A 17,878-nucleotide genomic window follows, 5' to 3' on the forward strand; every position below is an offset into this window, starting at 1 on the left:
GCGCCCGGGCCGGCGGCCGCGCCCGGGCCGGTGCCGGTGCCCGGGCCGGTGCCGTCCGCCGGCTGGGTGGCCCGGGCCGCGTGGTCCGGGCCGGGGCGGTGGTCGGTGGCGGTCACAGCAGGTCCTCCCCGGTGGCGCGGTCCGGCTCCTCGGGTCCACCGGCCGGCGGGCCGCCGTGCGTCCACGGGGTGTCCTCCGGGTCCGGCAGGTCCGGGCCGCCGCGCGGCTGGTGTTCGAACAGCGTCCAGCACACGGTGTCGCCCGCCACCGGCACGGAACCGGCCGCGGGCTGGGCTCCGCGCCCCATCCCGCCCGTCAGCCGCACGGTGACCAGGCCCGGCCCCGGCAGGGCCGCGCACTCCCCGCCCTGCGTCCTGCCGTCGCCCGGCAGGACGCGGTACACCTTCGTGCCCACGGCGAGCTGCGGCTCGTCCCCGGTGCGGACGGTCACCAGCGGGCGCGGCATCGGGCGCCGCCCGGTGGAGTACGCCTCCTCCACCGCCGTGACCTCGCCGGCGAACGCCTCGCCCGCCAGCCGCCGACCGGCTAGGACCAGCGGGTCGTCCAGCGCCTCCTGCGCCGAGAGCCGGGCCTGGTCGCGCTCGCGCGCGGCCAGCTTGCGGGCCGCCGTCACCGCGTCGTCCCGGCGCGGCTGCGGCGGCTCGCCCGCGCGCAGCCGGTCGCGGTGCGCGGTGTAGGACCAGCGGTCGCCCTCCCAGCGGGCCGCGACGCGCTCACCGGGCGGCAGCGCGCGCACGCGCTCCAGCGCCTCCCAGACCGCGTCCCAGGTGGGGCGTAGCTGGGTGGCCAGCAGGGTGCGGATCTCGGCCTCCGCGCCGAACACTCCCGCGTCGTAGCGCGCCACGGCCGGGGCGAGGCGCTGGTTGTCGAACGCCGGGTCGGTGGCGGGCCCGGCCGGCGGGGTGCGCAGCAGGCCCTCGGCGTCCCGCTCGGTCTCGGCGCGCAGGGCGGCCCGCGCGCCCGCCGCACCGCCACCGCCGTCCCGTCCGTCGCCGCCGTCTCGCCCGTCGCCGCCGTCCCGGCCGGGCACGTCCGCCTCGGCCGCGCGCAGCCAGGCCAGCAGGGCGCCCAGGTGCTGGTCCTCCAGCGGGCTCTGCCCGGTGGCCCAGTGCCGGGTGAGCAGCTCCGTGGCCGACAGCAGCAGCGCGGAGCCGGGGACGCGGGCCCGCTCGCCGTAGTGCGTGAGCCACCGGCCGAGCAGCGGCACCCGGGCGGGCGCGGGATGGGGCGCGTCCGGGTCCTCCTCGGCGGTGCGGCGGAACCGCATCGAGCGGCCCAGCAGCCGGACGAACGCGACGCCCCCGGCGTTGGGCACGACGAGCTGCGGCGCGTCCACGCACCGCTCGGCCGCCTCGCCGGAGCGGCGGGGCACGGTCTCCACCGCGTCCTGCGCCGACTCCAGGTGCGGCAGCAGCACGTCCGCCAGCTCGGCGAGGAAGCGGAACCGCAGGTCGCGGTCGCGCGGCTGGGGGACGGTGAGCAGCGTCGGAGCGGCCGGGTCGGTACCGACCAGCGCGCCGAGCGGGGCGCCCGCCTCACCCGCCGTGGTGAGCGGCACGAACACCATGGGGTGCTCGGCCAGGTGACGGTGGCGCACGGTGGCCAGTGGCTGGGCCCGGCCGCTGGCGGCCGCCTCCACGCGGGCCAGCGTCGCCAGGAGCGTCATCGCCCGCCCCCGTCCCGGGCGGCCCGCGGCGGTGGCGCCCCGGGCGCGGGCGTCGGAGCCGGTGCCGCGTGCCCCGCCTGCGCCAGTGCCTCGGCGCGCAGCCGGGCGGCGCGGCGCAGGGCGGCGACGGCCGGGTCGGGCACGGCGCCGGCGTCCTCGGCCCCGGTGTCCTCAGGACCGCCGCCCTCGGCCCCGGCGCCCGGCGCGGTGCCGTGTGCGGCGGCCAGCACGGCGTCCACCGTCCGCAGCGCGCCCAGCTCGCCGCGCACCGCGCGGCCCAGCACCGTCACCTCGCCGCCGGAGCGGGCCCGCTCCCGGCAGTGGAAGGCCAGCTCGCACGTGGCCAGGCACTCCGGCGCGTAGGCGGCCGGGACGTCGGCCACGGCGGCCGCCAGCTCCGCCCCGGGGCGCTCCACGTCGAAGGTGACGCCCTCGGGGACGGCGGCCGCGATGTCCGCGAGCCCGGTGAGCCGGGCGAGCTGGCGGCGCACCGCGGCGCGCTGGCGGCGCAGGTCGACGGCGGCGGCCGTGGGGAGGTTGGAGAAGTCCTTGGGGCAGACCAGGAGCAGGGCGTCGGCGACCGGGCCGCCGGACTCCTCCAGCGCCAGCGCGTACACCGCCGCCTGGCGCGCGGCGCCGCCCACCTTGGCCGGGTCGGCGGTGCCGTCCAGGATCGGGAACGACTTGACCTCCACGACCGTGCGGGTGCCGTCCGGCGCGACGGCGACCGCGTCCGGCTCCAGGTGCACCGGGGACCCGGCGACCGGCAGGGCCAGCATCGGGTGCACCAGCACCGTCCACACCGCGCCGCCGTCCGGGCGGGCCGCGCGGTCGTCGGCTTCGGCGAGGGCGAGCCGGGTGCGGGCGGCCCGCCCGGCCGGGCCGTCGGCCGTCAGGTCGGGCACCTCCACGCCGGTGGGCTCGGGCCCGGTGTCGCCGGTGGCCGCGCGCAGCAGGCCCACCAGCGCGGCGCAGCCGTCGGCGTGCACCCGGGCCTCGAACGCGTGGCCCCGGGCGAAGGCGAACTGCGACTGCCCGAACGGCGCGGGGGCGCCCAGGGCGCGGGCCAGGGCCGCCTTGTCCACGCCCGCGCCGTCCAGCAGGGCGCGGCGGCGGCAGCCGGGGTTCGCGGCCAGCGCCGCGAGCGCGCGGGCGTCCAGCGGGCGCGGTGGGTGCGCCGGGCCGCGCAGCTCGGCCAGCCGTCGGCGCAGGCCCGCGGCGGGCGTCCGGTGGTTCACGTACGTCACCCGCCGCAGTGTGGCATCCCCCGCCGACACCGGCCCAGCCCCGTGCCCGCGGGCCGGGGACGGGCGCCGGGCCGTGCGGCGCGCCGGGCGGGCGCCCCCGGTGCCCCCGGCCTGGTGGGCGCGGGGAGAATGGTCCGCATGGCGAATCCAGCGCGCATCCTGCTCGTGCGGCACGGCGAGACGGAGTGGTCCAGGCTCGGACGGCACACCGGCCGCACGGACCTGCCGCTCGTCGACGAGGGGCGCCGGACGGCGGAGCTGCTCGGCGAGCGCCTGCGCCGCGCGCCGTGGCACGGCCTGCCCGGCGTCGAGGTGCGCACTAGCCCGCTCGCGCGCGCCGCCCAGACGTGCGAGCTGGCCGGGTTCGGGCCCCGTGCCCGCCCCTGGGACGCGCTGCTGGAGTGGGACTACGGCGCGTACGAGGGGCTGACCACCCCGCAGATCCGGGCCCGCGCCGGGGACGACTGGCTGATCTGGCGGGACGGCGTCGCCGACGGGGAGACGCGGGCGCAGCTCGCGGCCCGCGCCGACGAGGCGGTGGCCTGGGCCCGTTCGGCCGAGCGCGACGTGCTGGTCTTCGCCCACGGGCACTTCCTGCGCGCCCTGGCCGCCCGTTGGCTGGGGCTGGACCTGGACTTCGGCGCCCGCCTCCGGCTGGACGCGTGCGCCCTGTCGGTGCTCGGCTGGGCCTACGGCATGCCGGCCGTGGAGCGCTGGAACGACACCGCGCACGTCACCGGTTGACGCCGACCGGGGACGGCGCCCGCGTCAGCGCGCGGCCCGCGTCAGCGCGCGGCGCGCGCCAGGAACGCCGCGACGCGCGGCTCCCGCCGGTGGGGCCGCAGCCGGCGCGCCGTGCGGCGCAGCATGGCCTGGATGCGGGACGAGTGCACCGTGGCCATGAGGTCCAGCGCCCGGGCGCCCTGGGCCGCCGCCTCCTCCACCGCGCCGTCGGCCGCCAGGTCGCCGGCCAGCTCGGCCGTGAACAGCGCGGTGTTGCGCACGAAGTGCGGCCGCTGCAGGGCCACCGCGCGCCGCGCGCACGCCGCCGCCCGGCCGAACTCCCCGAGCGCCGCCCAGCACTGCGCCTCCAGCCCCGCCAGCTCGGCCTCGCCGAAGAAGCTCATCCACTCCGGATCGGCGTCCGAGGGGCCCCGGGCGAACAGGGTCTGGGCGCGGCCGAGCGCCTCCTGGCACCCCGCGCGGTCGCCCAGCCCGCTGCGGCCGCCCGCCTCCCGCAGCGCCAGCAGCGCCGAGAGCCGGGCCGAGCCGACCCGGGCGGCCGCGCTCTGCCCGGCCTGCGCCGCCCGCACCGCCTCCCGGGGACGGCCCGCGTCCCGGGCCAGGAAGGCGGTGTTGCAGAACGCGTGCGCCTCCAGCGCGGCGTCGTCGCTGAGCCGGGAGGTGGCCAGGGCCTCGGCGTAGTGGGAGTGGGCCTCGGCGAACCGGCCGGAGTCGTGCGCCAGCCAGCCGACGGAGATGGCCAGCTCCCCGGCGCCCGCGTGCATCCGGTCGGCCACCGAACGCCGCCGGACGCCCACGTCCAGCATCCGGTAGGCCCCGCGCAGCACGGCGCCGGCCCGCTGGTAGAGCGCGTCGGCGCCGTGCTGGTCGTCGAGCACCCGGATCTGCCGGACCGCCTCCTCCACGGCCCCGGCCTCGCTCTCGCCCGCCCGGGCGGAGGCGGACGGCGGCACCGCCCAGGCGTCCTCGGTCCGGCCGGGCCCCAGGCCCAGGAAGGCGGCCATGGCGGTCGGGCCGCCGGTCATGAACGCGCGACGCAGCACGTCGCTCTCCTCGTCGCTGTCGTGGGTCTCGGTCGGATGGGTCTCGGTCGGGTGGGTCTCGGTCAGGTGGGCTCGGGTCGGGTGGGTCCGGGACGCGGGGGTCTCAGTGGCGTCCGCCCCAAGGGGCCCGGCCGCCGCCGGTCGGTCCTGCGTCCCCGTGGGTCGCGCCCCCCGGCGCGCCGCGCGTCCCCGGACCACCTCCCGGGGGGCGAAGCCCAGGTCCGCGAGCGTGCACCCGGGGAACATGTGCAGGAACACCCGTTCGTAGGCGTAGTTGGGGCAACGGATCTCCCCGGCCTCCACCCGGCCGACGTACCGGGCGTCGCACGACACGTGCTCGCCGATCTCGCGTGCCGCGCGGCGGATGGCCGCGGCGAACTCGCCGGCGGAGCGGTGGCCGCGCAGTTTCCTGAAGGCCGTGTTGGGCCGGGGGCCCGCTCCCCCCGCCGGCGGGGGGAGCGGACCGGGACCCGATGACGTGGACGGTGACGACGCCATGTCCGGACGGTACACGGACGGCCTCCGGCCACCTGGCGGCGTGCGCCGACAAAGCGGAAATCCGCTCCGCGTTCTGCCATGAAGTGCCATCCTCCGCCGCCGCGTCCACCGTGCCCTCCGGGCCGGACCGGCCGTTGTAACCCACGCGAACTCAGCGTGTGGCTCAGCGGAGGAGGTTCCCTTGTCGGACACCGGCGGCTCACGAACCACGGCAGCGGCTCCCGTCCGGCCGACCGGGCCCGGTACCGGGCACTCCACCGACTGGGACCTGGTCACCGTCCCGGCCCGCGAGGGTCTGGAGGCGGCGGACATCCTGCGCCTGCGCGACGACGTGGGGCCCGTGCTGCACGACGGCTCCGGGGCCACCCTGGGCTTCCTCGTCCCGCCCGGCACGGCCGACGCCTGGGACGTGCCGGGCAGCGCCTGCGCGCCCACCTGCGGCGGCGGCGCGCGTCGGCTGCGGCCCGGCGAGCCCCCGGTGGCGGGCGCGCGGTGGCTCGTGCCGCCCGAGCGCGCCTACGTGGCGGCGACCGAACCCGGTCGGCTGCGCGCCGCGCTGGCCGAGGCCGGGCGCCTCCTGCGCGCGGCGGGCCGCCTGTAGCCGGACGCGGGCCCGCGCGCGGCGGACGGAGGCCCGTGCGCGGCGGGCCGGGTTCCGTGCGCGGGCGCCGTCGCCGGGCGTCGGTCGGAGCGCGTCGGTCAGCGCGCGTCAGTCGAAGGCGTCGGGCGGCGGCGGGGGAGAGGCCGTGGCGGCGGCGTCCGTGACCGGCCGGGCCCCGCCGGTGAAGTCGGCCAGCTCCCGGCCGTGCGCCAGCCGCCCGGGGTGCGGGTCGGCGGCGGCCCGCCGGGTCAGCTCGGCCACGGGCAGCGGCCCGTCCGCCGCGCACAGCACCGCGTTGCCGAAGCGCCGACCGCGCCAGAGCGCCGGCTCGGCCGTCACGCAGGCGGCGTCGAACACCGCGAGCGCCGTGGCCACCTGGGCGCGCAGGTGGGCCAGCGGCGGTCCGTCGGTCAGGTTCGCGGCGTACACCCCGCCGGGCCGCAGCACCCGGCGCACTTCGGTCAGGAACTCCACCGTGCCCAGGTGTGCCGGCGTCCGGGCGCCGCTGAAGACGTCGGCGACGACGAGGTCGGCCCAGGCGTCGGCGACCCGGGCCAGCCCGGCGCGGGCGTCCGCGCCGCGCACCCGGACGCCCCGGCCCGCCTCCCACGGCAGGGTGCGCCGGACGAACGCGGTGAGCGCGGTGTCCACCTCGACCACCTGCTGCGCGGAGCGGGGCCGCGTCGCCGCCACGTACCGGGCCAGGGTGAGCGCGCCGCCGCCCAGGTGCAGCACGCGCAGCGGCGCACCGGGCGCCGCGACCGCGTCCACCAGGCGGCCCAGCCTGCGCTGGTAGGCGAAGTCCAGGTGCGTGGGGTCGTCGAGGTCGACGTGGGACTGGGGCGCGCCGTCCACCGTCAGCGTCCAGGCGCGCGGGCGCTCGGGGTCGGGCACCAGGCGGGCCCGGCCGCCGCGCACGTCCTCCTCGACGTCCGCGCGTGACCGTGCCCGCTGCCGCTGTCGCCCCATGCCCCCAGTATCCCGGGCGGCCCCGGGCCTCAGCGCGGCGGGAGGGTGCGGGTGCGCGCGAGCTGGGCGTACCAGTGGGCGCTGGACTTCGGCGTGCGCTCCAGGGTGTCGAAGTCGACGTACACCGCGCCGAAGCGCTTGCTGTACCCGTACGACCACTCGAAGTTGTCCAGCAGCGACCACAGGAAGTAGCCGCGCACGTCCGCCCCCTCGGCCATCGCCTGGCGCACGGCGTCCAGGTGGCCGTGCAGGTACGCGACGCGCTCGGGGTCGTCCACGGTGCCGTCGGGCGCGATCTTGTCGTCGGCGGCCATGCCGTTCTCCGTGACGTACAGCGGCAGGCCCGGCACCTCCCGGCTCAGCCGTCGCAGCACCTCCCGCAGCCCGCTGGGGTCCACCGCCCAGCCCATCTGGGTGGTGGGCAGCCCCGGGGGCTGGTGGAAGGCGACGCGCTCGGCGCCCGGCCAGGGGGAGTGCTCGCTCTCGCCGTGGCCGTCGCGCCGTTCGAGGTCGTCCGGCGCCCGGGTGCCCGCGCCGGCGGGGCTGGAGACGAGCAGTGGGGAGTAGTAGTTGACGCCGAGCGCGTCCAGCCGCTGGTGCGCGGCGGTCAGGTCGCCGTCGTGGACGAGGGAGGCCCAGTCGACGAGGTGAGCGGTGTCCGTGAGCAGGTCGTCCGGGTACGCGCCGTGCAGCATCGGCCCCTCGAAGACGCCGTTGGCCAGCGCCATGATGCGCCGCCGGGCGTCCGCGTCGGCCGCCGAGGCGGACCGGGCCCGGGGCACCGCCGGGTTGAGGCTCACCCCGATCCCGGCCCGCGGCGGCAGGGCCGCGCGCAGCGCCTGCACGCCCAGTCCGTGCGCCAGGTTGAGGTGGTGCGCGGCGCGCAGCGCGGCGGCGCCGTCGGTGCGGCCCGGCGCGTGCACCCCGGAGGCGTAGCCGAGGAACGCGCTGCACCATGGCTCGTTGAGCGTCGTCCAGTGCTCGACGCGGTCGCCGAGCGCGCCCGCCACCAGCTCCGCGTAGGCCGCGAACCGCTCGGCCGTGGCGCGCTCGGGCCAGCCCCCGGCGTCCTCCAGCTCCTGGGGCAGATCCCAGTGGTAGAGGGTGAGCCAGGGCGTGATGCCGCGCTCCAGCAGGCCGTCGACGAGGGCGCGGTAGAAGTCCAGCCCGCGCTGGTTGGCCGGGCCCCGGCCGCCGGGCTGCACCCGGCTCCAGGACACCGAGAACCGGTAGGCGTCCAGGCCCAGGCCGGCCATCAGGTCCACGTCCTCGCGCCAGCGGCCGTAGTGGTCGACGGCCACGTCGCCGTGGTCGCCGCCGAGGACCTTGCCGGGGGTGTGGGCGAAGGTGTCCCAGACGGACGGCGTCCGGCCGCCCTCGGCGGCGCCCCCCTCGATCTGGTAGGCGGAGGTGGCGGAGCCGAAGAGGAACGCGGCGGGGAAGTCGGGGGTGGGCGAGGACGGGTGGGCAGTCAACGGAGAGCGCTCCCGGGTTCGGACGGACGGAAGGAAGAGACGGACGGAAGGAAGAGACGGACGGAAGGAAGAAAGGAAGAAGGAAGAAAGGAGGGACGGAAGAACGGCAAACGGCCGGACGGTCGACCGGCGCGGCGGCCCGGGCGGCCCGGGCGCGCGGTGGCGGGGCTCAGCCCTTCACGGCGCCCTGCATGATCCCGCCGACGATCTGGCGGCCGAAGACGGCGAGGACGAGCAGCAGCGGCAGGGTCCCCAGCAGCGCCCCGGCCATGATCACGGACTGGTCCGGGATGTAGCCGCGGCCCAGCCCGGTCAACGCCACCTGGACGGTCGGGTTCTGCTGGGTGAGGGCGATGATCGGCCAGAAGAAGTCGTTCCAGGCCATGACGAACGTCAGCATGCCCAGCACCGCCATGGCCGGACGGGCGACGGGGAAGACGACGTGCCACACCACGCGCAGGCTGTTCGCCCCGTCCACCCGCGCCGCCTCCACCAGCTCGCCCGGCAGCGCCCGCACCAGGTACTGGCGCATGAAGAACACCCCGAACGCGCTCACCAGGGTGGGCAGGACGACCGCCGGCAGCCGGTTGGTCCACTGGAGTTCGGCGATCGCCATGAACAGCGGGACGACGCTGAGCTGCGGCGGCACCATCATCGTGCCGATCGTCAGCAGGAGCAGCGCGGTGCGGAAGCGGAAGCGCAGCTTGGCGAAGGCGAACCCCGCCAGCGTCCCGAAGAGCACCGTGCCCAGCGCGATCGAGCCCGCCACCACCAGGGTGTTGAGGAAGGCGAGGCCGAGGTTGGCGTCGTGCCAGGCGATCTCCAGGTTGCGCGGCAGGTTGGAGCCGAACCAGAACGGCGGCGGGCTCTCGGCGAGCCGGGTGTTGTCCCGGGACGCCGCGACGGCCGTCCACACCAGCGGGAAGACGGAGACGGCGGTGACCACGGCCAGGATCAGGTAGGCGATCCGCCCGCCGTGGAACTGCCCGCCGGCCCCGGCCGCCCGGGACCGCCGCCGGGGGCGTCCGGCGGCTCCTTTCCGGGGTTCTCGCGGGTCGCGCGGATCGCGCGGCTTCCGCGCGTCCACTGGACTGAGCACACTCATGACCGGCTCCTCACTGGCTCTTCCGCAGCCGCCGGGCGACCACCGCGGCGACGACCGCGATGAGCAGCAGGATCAGGAACATCGCCCAGGCGATCGCCGACGCCCGGCCCAGGTGCAGGTTCACCCAGCCCTGCTCGTACAGGTACAGGCCCAGCGTCTGGTACTGGTGGTCGACGCCGCCCGCGGGGCTGCCGCCCGGGCTGAACAGCAGCGGTTCGCCGAAGAGCTGCATCGCGCCGATGGTGGAGACGACGACGGTGAACAGGATCGTCGGCCGCAGGGACGGGATCGTCACGTGCGTGAACTGCTGCCAGCGCGAGGCGCCGTCCAGCGCGGCCGACTCGTACAGGTCGCGGGGCACCGCCTGCATCGCCGCCAGGTAGATGAGCGTGTTGTAGCCCGTCCAGCGCCAGATGACGATCGTGGAGATGGCGAACTGGGAGCTCAGCGTGCCGTTCTGCCAGTCCACCGGGTCGACGCCGACCGCGCCCAGCGCCCAGTTGATCATCCCGTAGTCGCGGCCGTAGAGCATCACGAACACCAGCGTCGCCGCCGCCACGGAGGTCGCGTACGGCGCGAGCATCGTGACGCGGAAGAACGTGCTCCCGCGCAGCCGGTAGTTCATGACGTGCGCGAGGCCGAGCGCCATGAGCAACTGAGGGACGGTGGCCAGCACGCCGATGCTGAAGGTGTTGCCCAGCGCGTTCCAGAAGAACTCGTCCCCCAGCAGCCGGGTGAAGTTGCCCAGGCCCGCCCACTCCATGTCCGTCGGCGCGGTCAGGGAGACGCGGTGCAGGGAGGCCCAGCCGGTGTAGAGCAGGGGGAAGAGGCCGAAGGCGCCGAAGACGAGGAAGAACGGCGCGACGAAGGCGTACGGGCTCCAGCGCACGTCCCGGCGGTAGCGGCGCGAGCGCCGGGCGCGGCGGCGCTCCTCGGCGGCCGACGGCGCCGGCGCGGCGCCCGCCCGCCCCCGCCCGGCCCCGCCCGCGGCCGGGGAGGGGGCGCCGTGGGAGCGGGCCGGGCGGGGCGCGGCGGCGTCGCGGGCCCCGGCGTCGCGCGGTGCCGCGCCCGCGCCGTCCGTGCCGGTGGTGGTCGTCTCACGCATCGGTTCAGCGGCCCAGCGCGTTCTCGACCGCCTTGACGGCCTCGTCCCACGCCTCGTCCGGCGACAGCCCCTTCTGCTCGACCTGGCGGACGCCGCTGCGGCCGATGTTCTCCGCGATGATCTGGTCCTTCGGCCCGATGTGCTGGGTGGGGATGCCCTCGGCCGCGCGGGCGAAGATCTCGCCGATGGGCGCTTCGCCGAAGTAGTCGTGCGTGGCGTCGGCCACGGTGGGCGTGTCGTAGGAGGAGGGGGAGCTGGGGAAGCTGCCGCGCTCCTCGAACAGCGTGGCCTGCTGCTCCGGCGCGGTGAGCCAGGCGACGAACTTCGCCGCCTCCTCCTTGTGCGGCGCGCTCTCCGGCACGCCGAGGAAGGAGCCGCCCCAGTTGCCCGGGCGCGGGGCGTCCGCGACGTCCCACAGTCCCTCGCTTTGCTCGCCGCCCTTGTCCTGGATGTAGCCGAGCATCCAGGCCGGGCAGGAGAGTGTGGCGAAGGTGCCGTTGTTCATCGCCTTGTCCCACGGCGGGGTGAACTGCTCCTGCCTGGCCGTCATGCCCTCCTCGGCGGCGGTCGTGGCGATGTCCCAGGCGGCCCGCACGTCGGGGTTGTCCTGGTAGACGATGTCGCCGTCCGCGTCGTAGTAGCGGCTCTCGGCGGAGGCGATCGCGGCGGAGTAGAGGCCGCCCGCGGAGTCCACCCACGCCACGTCGTCCGGGCCGTCGGCCATGAAGCGCTTCCCGGTGTCCAGGTACTTGCGCCAGTCGCCCGCCCAGAGCCGGGAGACCTCCGCGCGGTCGGTGGGCAGGCCCGCCGCCTCGAAGTGGTCCTTGCGGTAGCAGATGGCCATCGGTCCGATGTCGGTGCCCAGGGCGATGGTCTTGCCGTCGGCGGTGGTGCCCTGCTGCCACTTCCAGTCGAACCAGTCGCCGGGGTCCACGTCGGGCCGCTCGCCGAGGTCGACGAACTTGTCGGCCTGCGTCGCCGTCACCTCGGCGATGTTGCCGACCTCGACCGCCTGCACGTCCGCGAGCCCGCTGTCGCTGGCCAGGCGGGTGAGGAGCTGGGGGTAGTAGTTCTCGTTGCGCTCCACGACCGTCTGCTCGATGGCGATGCCGGGGTTCAGCCGCTCGTACTCCTCGTAGAGCCCCGCCTCCTGGAAGCCGAACGTGCCGAACAGGCCGACGGTGAGCGTCGTCCTGCCGTCCGAACCCGCGCGCTCGGCGGCGCCACCGCCGCCGTCGTCGGCGCATCCGGCGACGAGTGCGGCGCCCAGCGTGGCCGCCACGGCGGCGGCCATCCGGTGCCGGGACCGACGGGTTCTCCGAGCCATTCGCGTCATCGCCTTCTCCTGGCCGTCCGGGGTGTGAGAGCGCTCTCAAAGAGCGGTGTGCGAAGAGATTCCCGGACGCTTCGAGCAGTGTCAACCCTTCTGTCACGACGCGCCGCCCGCCCCGCCCGTACGCCCCCGGGCGGCGGGGCGGGGCGGGCGGTGGCGGCAGGGTGCCCGGCGGCCCCCCGGGCGCGGTCTCCCGGGCGCGGTTCTCCCCGGGCCCGGCGCCGCCCGGAAATGCGTTGCGCGCGGTCGGTGCGGCCGCCAGAGTTCGGCCATGGCATCGCACACCGCACAGGGGGCCGCCGCGTCGCGCTGGCGCGTCCGTCCGTACGCGCCCGGGGACTGGGAGGCCGTCGCCCGGGTCCACGACGCCGCGCGGCTGGACGAGCTGCGCGACTCGGTCGGCGAGGAGGCGTTCCTGTCGCTGGCCGAGACCTACGAGGGGGAGGGCCTGTTCGACGACCGGGTCTGGGTGGCCGAGGACGCGGGCTCCGCGACGCCCGGAGCGGTCGTCGGCTTCGTCGCCCTCGCCGACGACGAGGTGACCTGGCTCTACGTCGATCCCGCCCGCTACGGGGAGGGTGCGGGGACCGCGCTGCTGCGCCACGCCGTGGCCCACGGCGGTCCACGCGTGGAGACCACGGTGCTCGTGGGCAACGAGCGGGCGCTCGCCCTCTACGTCCGCGAGGGCTTCGTCGTCACCGAGACCAAGCAGGGCCGCCTGGCGGGCAACGAGTCCTTCGCCGCCGCCGGTCACCTGATGGAGCTGCGCAAGCCGTCCGGCCCCGAGGCGGGCTGACCCCGGCGGGCGGCCCGGCGGCCCGGCGGGCGGACGGCCCGGTGGTCCGGCGGCCCGCTGGTCCAGTGGTCCGCCGGGCCGGTGGTCGGTCGGGGTGGGGTCTGGGGCGCGGTGCGTGTCATGCGCGAGGGAGGGGCGCTTCGCTCGTACGTTATGGAAGGCAGATTTTCCTACTTGGAGCACTTCCGTGAACTATGGCGAAATCGCCGCCACGGGTGGCGGTTTGTCCCTCTTCGGGCTGGCCTTCGGCCAGGTGTGGCTCGTGGCCCTCGCCTGCGCGGTGGTCCTGGCAGGCGCCCTGCTCGTCCGCGTCACCTTCCGGCGGGGCAAGCGTGCCGACCAGCTCTGACGCCGGTCCCCGCGCCCCCGGCGCGCCGCGCGACGCCCCCGCGCCCCGGCCCACCGCGCGCTACCTCCCGCCCGGCGGCCTGGCCGCGCTGGCCGCGCTGCCCCTCGTCCTGGTGGTCGGGTGGACCGCCTGGCACCTGCTGAACCTCTCCCAGTGGCGCACCGCCGGACCCGGCCTGGGGCTCGTGTGGCTGGTGTCGTTCCTGCTGCTGTGGTGGCTGCCGCTGTGCTGGTTCGAGCGTCCGGCCACCGTGACCGAGCGGCAGCGGCGCGACGTGCTGGACCCCTTGCGCGTCACCGTCCACATCCCCGTCTACAACGAGGACCCGCGGGCGCTGCGGGCGTGCGTGGACTCCGTGCTCGCGCAGAGCCGTCCCGTCCAGCGCGTCCGGGTCGTCGACGACGGCTCGGCGGACGCCGCGACCGGTCGGCCCCTGCGCTACGACGCGGAGCGCGCGCACCTGCTGCGCCGCGCGGCCGAGGCGGGGATCGAGGCCACCTGGGACCGCACGCCCAACCGCGGCAAGCGCTGGGCGCAGATGCACGTGCTCGCCGACGACGACGCGGACGTCTTCGTCACGCTCGACAGCGACTCGGTGCTGGACGAGCACGCCGTCGCGGAGGGGCTCAAGCCGTTCGCCGACCCCCGGGTGCGCTCCGTCGCCGGGCTCGTCGCGCCGCTGAACGCGCGCACCAACCTGCTCACCCGGCTGACCACGGTGCTCTACCTCCCCTTCACGCGCGGCCTGCGCAGCGCGCAGTCCCTGCTGGGGTCGGTGCTGATCAACTCCGGGACGCTCGCCTTCTACCGCGCCGACGTCGTGCGGGGCCACGCGGGGGTCTACGAGCGCGAGTCCTTCCGCGGCGTGCCGATGCAGATGAACGACGACTCGATGCTCACCCTCTACGCCCTGCTGGCGGGCCGCACGGTGCACCAGCCCTCGGCGGTGGTCTTCACCCTCGTGCCGGACCGCCCGCGCCACTACTTCCGGCAGCAGTTGCGGTGGATGCGCGGCACGACGGTGCGGCACCTGTGGTGGCTGCGCCACCTGCCCGTGCGCTCCCTGGGCTTCTGGATGCCGGTCGTGGAGTACGCGCACCTCCTGCTGGCGCTGCTCGTGCCGGTCGTCGTGCTGGCCTCCCCGGCCCTGGCCGCCCAGGCGGGACCGCTGGCGTGGCACGCGCTGCTGCTCGGCTGCGCCATGAACTACCTGATCGGCCTGCGCCTGTTCGCCCTGCGCCGGTCCGACGACCGGCGGGGCGGCCGGCTCCTGCTGTTCCTGTGCTCGCCCGTGGCCGGACTGTGGCGCCTGCTCGTGCTCCGGCCGCTGTACCTGTACGCGATGGCCACGTGCTGGCGCGTGGGCACGTGGGGCACCCGCTCCCGCGTCGAGGTCCGCGCGGGCACCGCCTAGGGAGCCGTGGGCCGCCGCCCGCCCGGGAGGCCCGGTCGCCACCGCGCGTCCGCCCCGCGTCACCCGGGCGGGCGTGCGCGGACGCCGGGCGAGCGGGCCGCGGCGTTCACCTGTCCGGGGGTGAGGGGTGTACCCGGGCCCGGAGTACGTCAACCGGCCGCTTTGGACGGCACGTTGACGCGACGCGCCGACGGTGGACCGCTAGGCCGATCGGGGGCGGGCGGAGGGTGTCGGAGATGCACGCGGGCCCGTGCTGACGTGTCCTCGCACTGAAGACGTCTCTGCAACAGGAGGACGGCCGGATGTGTGGTGCGCACGGAGAACAAGGGCGCGGGGGGCTGTCCCGGCGCGGTGTGCTGCGCGGTGGGGCGCTCGGCGTGCTGGGGGCGGTACCGCTGCTGGGAGTGGTGGCGCCGCGGGCGTCGGGCGGGACGCGGGGAGGCGGGCCGCCGTACGCGCGGCCGCTGGCCGGAAGCCACCGGATCTCGGCGGCCTACGGCATCCCGGGTGACTGGCTGGCCGGACGGCACACCGGTGTGGACTTCGCCGTGGACACCGGCACCGGGGTGCACGCGGTGGGCACCGGCACCGTCGACGTCGCGGGCGAGCAGGGCGACTACGGCGAGACGGTGGTGGTGCGGCTGGCAGACGGTCACTTCGCCCTCTACGCCCACCTCTCGGCGTACGACGTGAAGGTGGGCCAGCGGGTGACGGGCGGCGACCGCATCGCGCGGACCGGCGCCACCGGCCGGGTCACCGGACCGCACCTGCACTTCGAGGTGCGCACCGGCCGCGAGTACGGCACCGACGTCGACCCGGTGCAGTACCTCGCCGACCGGGGCGTCTCCGTGCTGTAGCGGGCCGGTCGTTCGGGCCGTCCCGGTCGGCCCGCATCCGGCGGTGGCGCGTCGGGGCGCGTCGGCCGGGGGCCGGCCGGGCCAGCCGGGCCAGCCGGGCCAGCCGGGCCGGCCGGGTCGGGCGGTCGGGTGGAGCCGCCGCGCCGTCGCTGCCGCCCGTCGGCCGGGGCTCGCCCGGCCGGGCCGGTCGGCCCGGCTCGTCAGCCGGGCTCGCCGGCCGCGTGCCCCTCGGTCGGCTGCCCGTCGGCCGCGTGCCCGTCGGGTGCCCGGTCGGCCGCCGCGGCGAACGCGCCGCGCGCCAGCCGGTGCAGCAGGGCCGCCGTGCGCGACCGGTCGGGCAGCGCGGCGGGGCGGCTGAGCCGCGGGGTGGAGTTCAGCAGGCCGAAGACGGCGTGCACGGCGGCCCGGGCCTCGCGCTCGGGCAGCCCCGGGTGCACCTCGCGCACGACGCCCACCCACAGCTCGACGTACTCGCGCTGGAGCCGCCGCACCCGCTTGCGGTCCTCGTCGCGCAGCCGGTCCAGCTCGCGGTCGTGCAGGGTGATCAGCGGCCGGTCGTCGAGCGCGAAGTCGATGTGTCCGGCGATGAGCGCGTCCAGGGCGTCGCCCGCCGGGCTGCCCGCGGCGTCGGCCTCGGCCAGCCGCGCCCGGCCCCCCTCGTGCAGCCGCTCGCTGATGCCCACGAGCAGCTCGGCCAGCATGGCGTCCTTGCCGGGGAAGTGCCGGTAGAGCCCGGGGCCGCTGATGCCGACGGCGGCCCCTATCTCGTCGACGCCGACGCCGTGGAAGCCGCGCTCGGCGAACAGGCGGGCCGCTTCGCGCAGGATCTGCTCGCGGCGGCTGGGCGCGCGGGGCTCCCCGCGCCCCCCGGAGGGGGCGGCGGTCGCGGAGTCCGGGCCGGCGGCTCCGGTGCGGGTGCTCATGCCAACGATTCTAGACAGTCCCGTTAGCGCACGTTAACCTGGCGGACAGGGGTTAACGCCCATTAACCGTGGAACTGTGGAACCGTGAGCAAGGGGGCTCAGGGCATGCAGCAGGCACCGCCGCTGGCCAGCGCCGTCGACCCGGCGTCACCGGCATGGCGCACGAACGAGGCCGCGCACCGCGAGCTGGCCGCCGAGCTTCGCGAGAAGCTGGCCGCGGCCCGGCTGGGCGGCGGGGAGCGGGCCCGCGCCCGGCACACCGCGCGCGGCAAGCTCCTCCCCCGGGACCGGGTGGACGGGCTGCTCGACCCCGGCTCGCCCTTCCTGGAGCTGGCGCCGCTGGCCGCCGACGGGCTGTACGACGGGCAGGCGCCCGCCGCCGGGGTGATCGCCGGCATCGGCCGCGTCGCGGGCCGCGAGTGCGTCATCGTCGCCAACGACGCCACCGTCAAGGGCGGCACGTACTACCCGATGACGGTCAAGAAGCACCTGCGCGCCCAGGAGGTCGCGCTGGAGAACCGGCTGCCGTGCCTGTACCTGGTGGACTCCGGCGGCGCCTTCCTGCCGATGCAGGACGAGGTCTTCCCCGACCGCGAGCACTTCGGGCGCATCTTCTACAACCAGGCCCGGATGTCGGCCGCCCGCATCCCGCAGATCGCCGCCGTGATGGGCTCCTGCACGGCCGGCGGCGCCTACGTTCCGGCGATGAGCGACGAGGCCGTGATCGTCCGCGGCCAGGGCACGATCTTCCTGGGCGGGCCACCGCTGGTGAAGGCCGCCACCGGCGAGGTCGTCACCGCCGAGGAGCTGGGCGGCGGCGAGGTGCACTCCCGCACCTCCGGGGTCACCGACCACCTCGCCGAGGACGACGAGCACGCCCTGCGCATCGTGCGCACCATCGTCTCCACCCTCCCGGCGCGCGGCCCGCTGCCGTGGACGGTCGAGCCGAGCGAGGAGCCCGCCGTCGACCCGGCCGGCCTCTACGGCGCCGTCCCCGTGGACTCGCGCACGCCCTACGACGTCCGCGAGATCATCGCCCGCCTGACCGACGGCTCCCGCTTCCAGGAGTTCAAGGCCGAGTACGGCACGACGCTGGTGACCGGCTTCGCCCGCGTCCACGGGCACCCGGTGGGCATCGTCGCCAACAACGGCATCCTGTTCGCGGAGTCCGCCCAGAAGGGCGCCCACTTCGTCGAGCTGTGCGACCAGCGCGGCATCCCGCTGCTGTTCCTGCAGAACATCTCCGGCTTCATGGTCGGCCGCGCCTACGAGGCGGGCGGCATCGCCAAGCACGGCGCCAAGATGGTCACCGCCGTGGCCACCACCCGGGTGCCCAAGCTCACCGTCGTCGTCGGCGGCTCCTACGGCGCGGGCAACTACTCGATGTGCGGCCGGGCCTACGGGCCCCGCTTCCTGTGGATGTGGCCGGGCGCCAAGATCTCCGTCATGGGCGGCGAGCAGGCCGCCTCCGTGCTCGCCACCGTCAAGCGCGACCAGCTGGAGGCCCGCGGCGAGGAGTGGGGCGCGGACGAGGAGGAGGCGTTCAAGGCCCCCGTCCGCGCCCAGTACGAGACCCAGGGCAACGCCTACTACGCCACCGCCCGGCTGTGGGACGACGGCGTGATCGACCCGCTGGAGACCCGCACGGTCCTCGGCCTGGCCCTGACCGCCTGTGCCAACGCGCCGCTGGGCGAGCCCGGCTTCGGCGTCTTCCGGATGTGAGGGGGAGCCA

The 17,878-nt window shown here is 76.6% G+C and carries 16 protein-coding genes; 7 read left to right on the forward strand and 9 right to left on the reverse strand.

What is annotated here, in order from left to right; genetic code table 11:
- Nucleotides 1-112 precede the first annotated feature (112 nt).
- A complete protein-coding gene (locus OSB71_RS19975) occupies nt 113-1,687 on the reverse strand; it encodes a hypothetical protein (protein WP_265949930.1) in 1,575 nt (524 codons plus the stop codon).
- A complete protein-coding gene (locus tag OSB71_RS19980) occupies nt 1,684-2,943 on the reverse strand; it encodes a hypothetical protein (RefSeq protein ID WP_416237299.1) in 1,260 nt (419 codons plus the stop codon). Before OSB71_RS19980 ends, OSB71_RS19975 begins: the two co-directional genes overlap by 4 nt.
- A 129-nt stretch (nt 2,944-3,072) precedes the next feature.
- Between OSB71_RS19980 and OSB71_RS19985 the strand changes: the two genes are divergently transcribed.
- A complete protein-coding gene (locus tag OSB71_RS19985) occupies nt 3,073-3,678 on the forward strand; it encodes a histidine phosphatase family protein (protein WP_265949934.1) in 606 nt (201 codons plus the stop codon).
- Nucleotides 3,679-3,719: 41 nt separating this feature from the next.
- On the opposite strand, the gene OSB71_RS19990 is transcribed toward OSB71_RS19985, so the two are convergent.
- A complete protein-coding gene (locus tag OSB71_RS19990) occupies nt 3,720-5,219 on the reverse strand; it encodes an NsdA family TPR-like regulatory protein (RefSeq protein WP_265949936.1) in 1,500 nt (499 codons plus the stop codon).
- 181 nt (nt 5,220-5,400) lie between these two features.
- Between OSB71_RS19990 and OSB71_RS19995 the strand changes: the two genes are divergently transcribed.
- Nucleotides 5,401-5,820 (forward strand): hypothetical protein, encoded by a 420-nt coding sequence (locus OSB71_RS19995; protein WP_265949937.1) that lies wholly within the window; start codon nt 5,401-5,403, stop codon nt 5,818-5,820.
- A gap of 108 nt (nt 5,821-5,928) precedes the next feature.
- On the opposite strand, the gene OSB71_RS20000 is transcribed toward OSB71_RS19995, so the two are convergent.
- From OSB71_RS20000 to OSB71_RS20020, 5 genes are all read right to left on the reverse strand, one after another.
- Nucleotides 5,929-6,789 carry a spermidine synthase gene (locus OSB71_RS20000; RefSeq protein WP_265949939.1) on the reverse strand — a complete coding sequence of 287 codons (861 nt, stop codon included), beginning with the start codon at nt 6,787-6,789 and terminating at the stop codon, nt 5,929-5,931.
- 29 nt (nt 6,790-6,818) lie between these two features.
- Nucleotides 6,819-8,264, reverse strand: coding sequence for a glycoside hydrolase family 1 protein (locus tag OSB71_RS20005; protein WP_265949940.1), 1,446 nt, complete (start codon nt 8,262-8,264; stop codon nt 6,819-6,821).
- Nucleotides 8,265-8,433: 169 nt separating this feature from the next.
- Nucleotides 8,434-9,369, reverse strand: a complete 936-nt coding sequence (locus OSB71_RS20010; RefSeq protein ID WP_265949942.1) for a carbohydrate ABC transporter permease — start codon at nt 9,367-9,369, stop codon at nt 8,434-8,436.
- Nucleotides 9,370-9,379: 10 nt separating this feature from the next.
- A complete protein-coding gene (locus tag OSB71_RS20015; protein WP_265949943.1) occupies nt 9,380-10,474 on the reverse strand; it encodes a carbohydrate ABC transporter permease in 1,095 nt (364 codons plus the stop codon).
- Between the two features lie 4 nt (nt 10,475-10,478).
- Nucleotides 10,479-11,810, reverse strand: a complete 1,332-nt coding sequence (locus OSB71_RS20020; RefSeq protein ID WP_265949945.1) for an ABC transporter substrate-binding protein — start codon at nt 11,808-11,810, stop codon at nt 10,479-10,481.
- 268 nt (nt 11,811-12,078) lie between these two features.
- Here OSB71_RS20020 and OSB71_RS20025 point away from each other — a divergent pair, with 268 nt between their 5' ends.
- The 4 genes from OSB71_RS20025 (at nt 12,079) to OSB71_RS24545 (ending at nt 15,223) form a co-directional block, all read left to right on the forward strand.
- A complete protein-coding gene (locus OSB71_RS20025; RefSeq protein ID WP_265949946.1) occupies nt 12,079-12,603 on the forward strand; it encodes a GNAT family N-acetyltransferase in 525 nt (174 codons plus the stop codon).
- 187 nt (nt 12,604-12,790) lie between these two features.
- Nucleotides 12,791-12,952 (forward strand): hypothetical protein, encoded by a 162-nt coding sequence (locus OSB71_RS20030; RefSeq protein ID WP_265949948.1) that lies wholly within the window; start codon nt 12,791-12,793, stop codon nt 12,950-12,952.
- The gene (locus OSB71_RS20035) at nt 12,936-14,366 is read left to right on the forward strand and encodes a glycosyltransferase family 2 protein (RefSeq protein ID WP_265949950.1); all 1,431 of its coding nucleotides are present in this window, start codon (nt 12,936-12,938) and stop codon (nt 14,364-14,366) included. The genes OSB71_RS20030 and OSB71_RS20035 overlap by 17 nt, the downstream gene beginning before the upstream one ends.
- Before the next feature lie 302 nt (nt 14,367-14,668).
- Nucleotides 14,669-15,223 carry a M23 family metallopeptidase gene (locus OSB71_RS24545; RefSeq protein ID WP_323055321.1) on the forward strand — a complete coding sequence of 185 codons (555 nt, stop codon included), beginning with the start codon at nt 14,669-14,671 and terminating at the stop codon, nt 15,221-15,223.
- A gap of 200 nt (nt 15,224-15,423) precedes the next feature.
- Here the strand turns inward: OSB71_RS24545 and OSB71_RS20045 are convergent, their stop codons facing one another.
- On the reverse strand, nt 15,424-16,146 hold the full coding sequence (locus OSB71_RS20045) for an SACE_7040 family transcriptional regulator (RefSeq protein ID WP_265949951.1): 723 nt from the start codon (nt 16,144-16,146) through the stop codon (nt 15,424-15,426).
- A gap of 105 nt (nt 16,147-16,251) precedes the next feature.
- On the opposite strand from OSB71_RS20045, the gene OSB71_RS20050 reads away from it, so the two are divergent.
- Nucleotides 16,252-17,868 (forward strand): carboxyl transferase domain-containing protein, encoded by a 1,617-nt coding sequence (locus OSB71_RS20050; RefSeq protein ID WP_265949988.1) that lies wholly within the window; start codon nt 16,252-16,254, stop codon nt 17,866-17,868.
- Nucleotides 17,869-17,878 lie beyond the last annotated feature (10 nt).

This window comes from Streptomyces marinisediminis, assembly GCF_026262575.1.
Lineage (GTDB): Bacteria > Actinomycetota > Actinomycetes > Streptomycetales > Streptomycetaceae > Streptomyces > Streptomyces marinisediminis.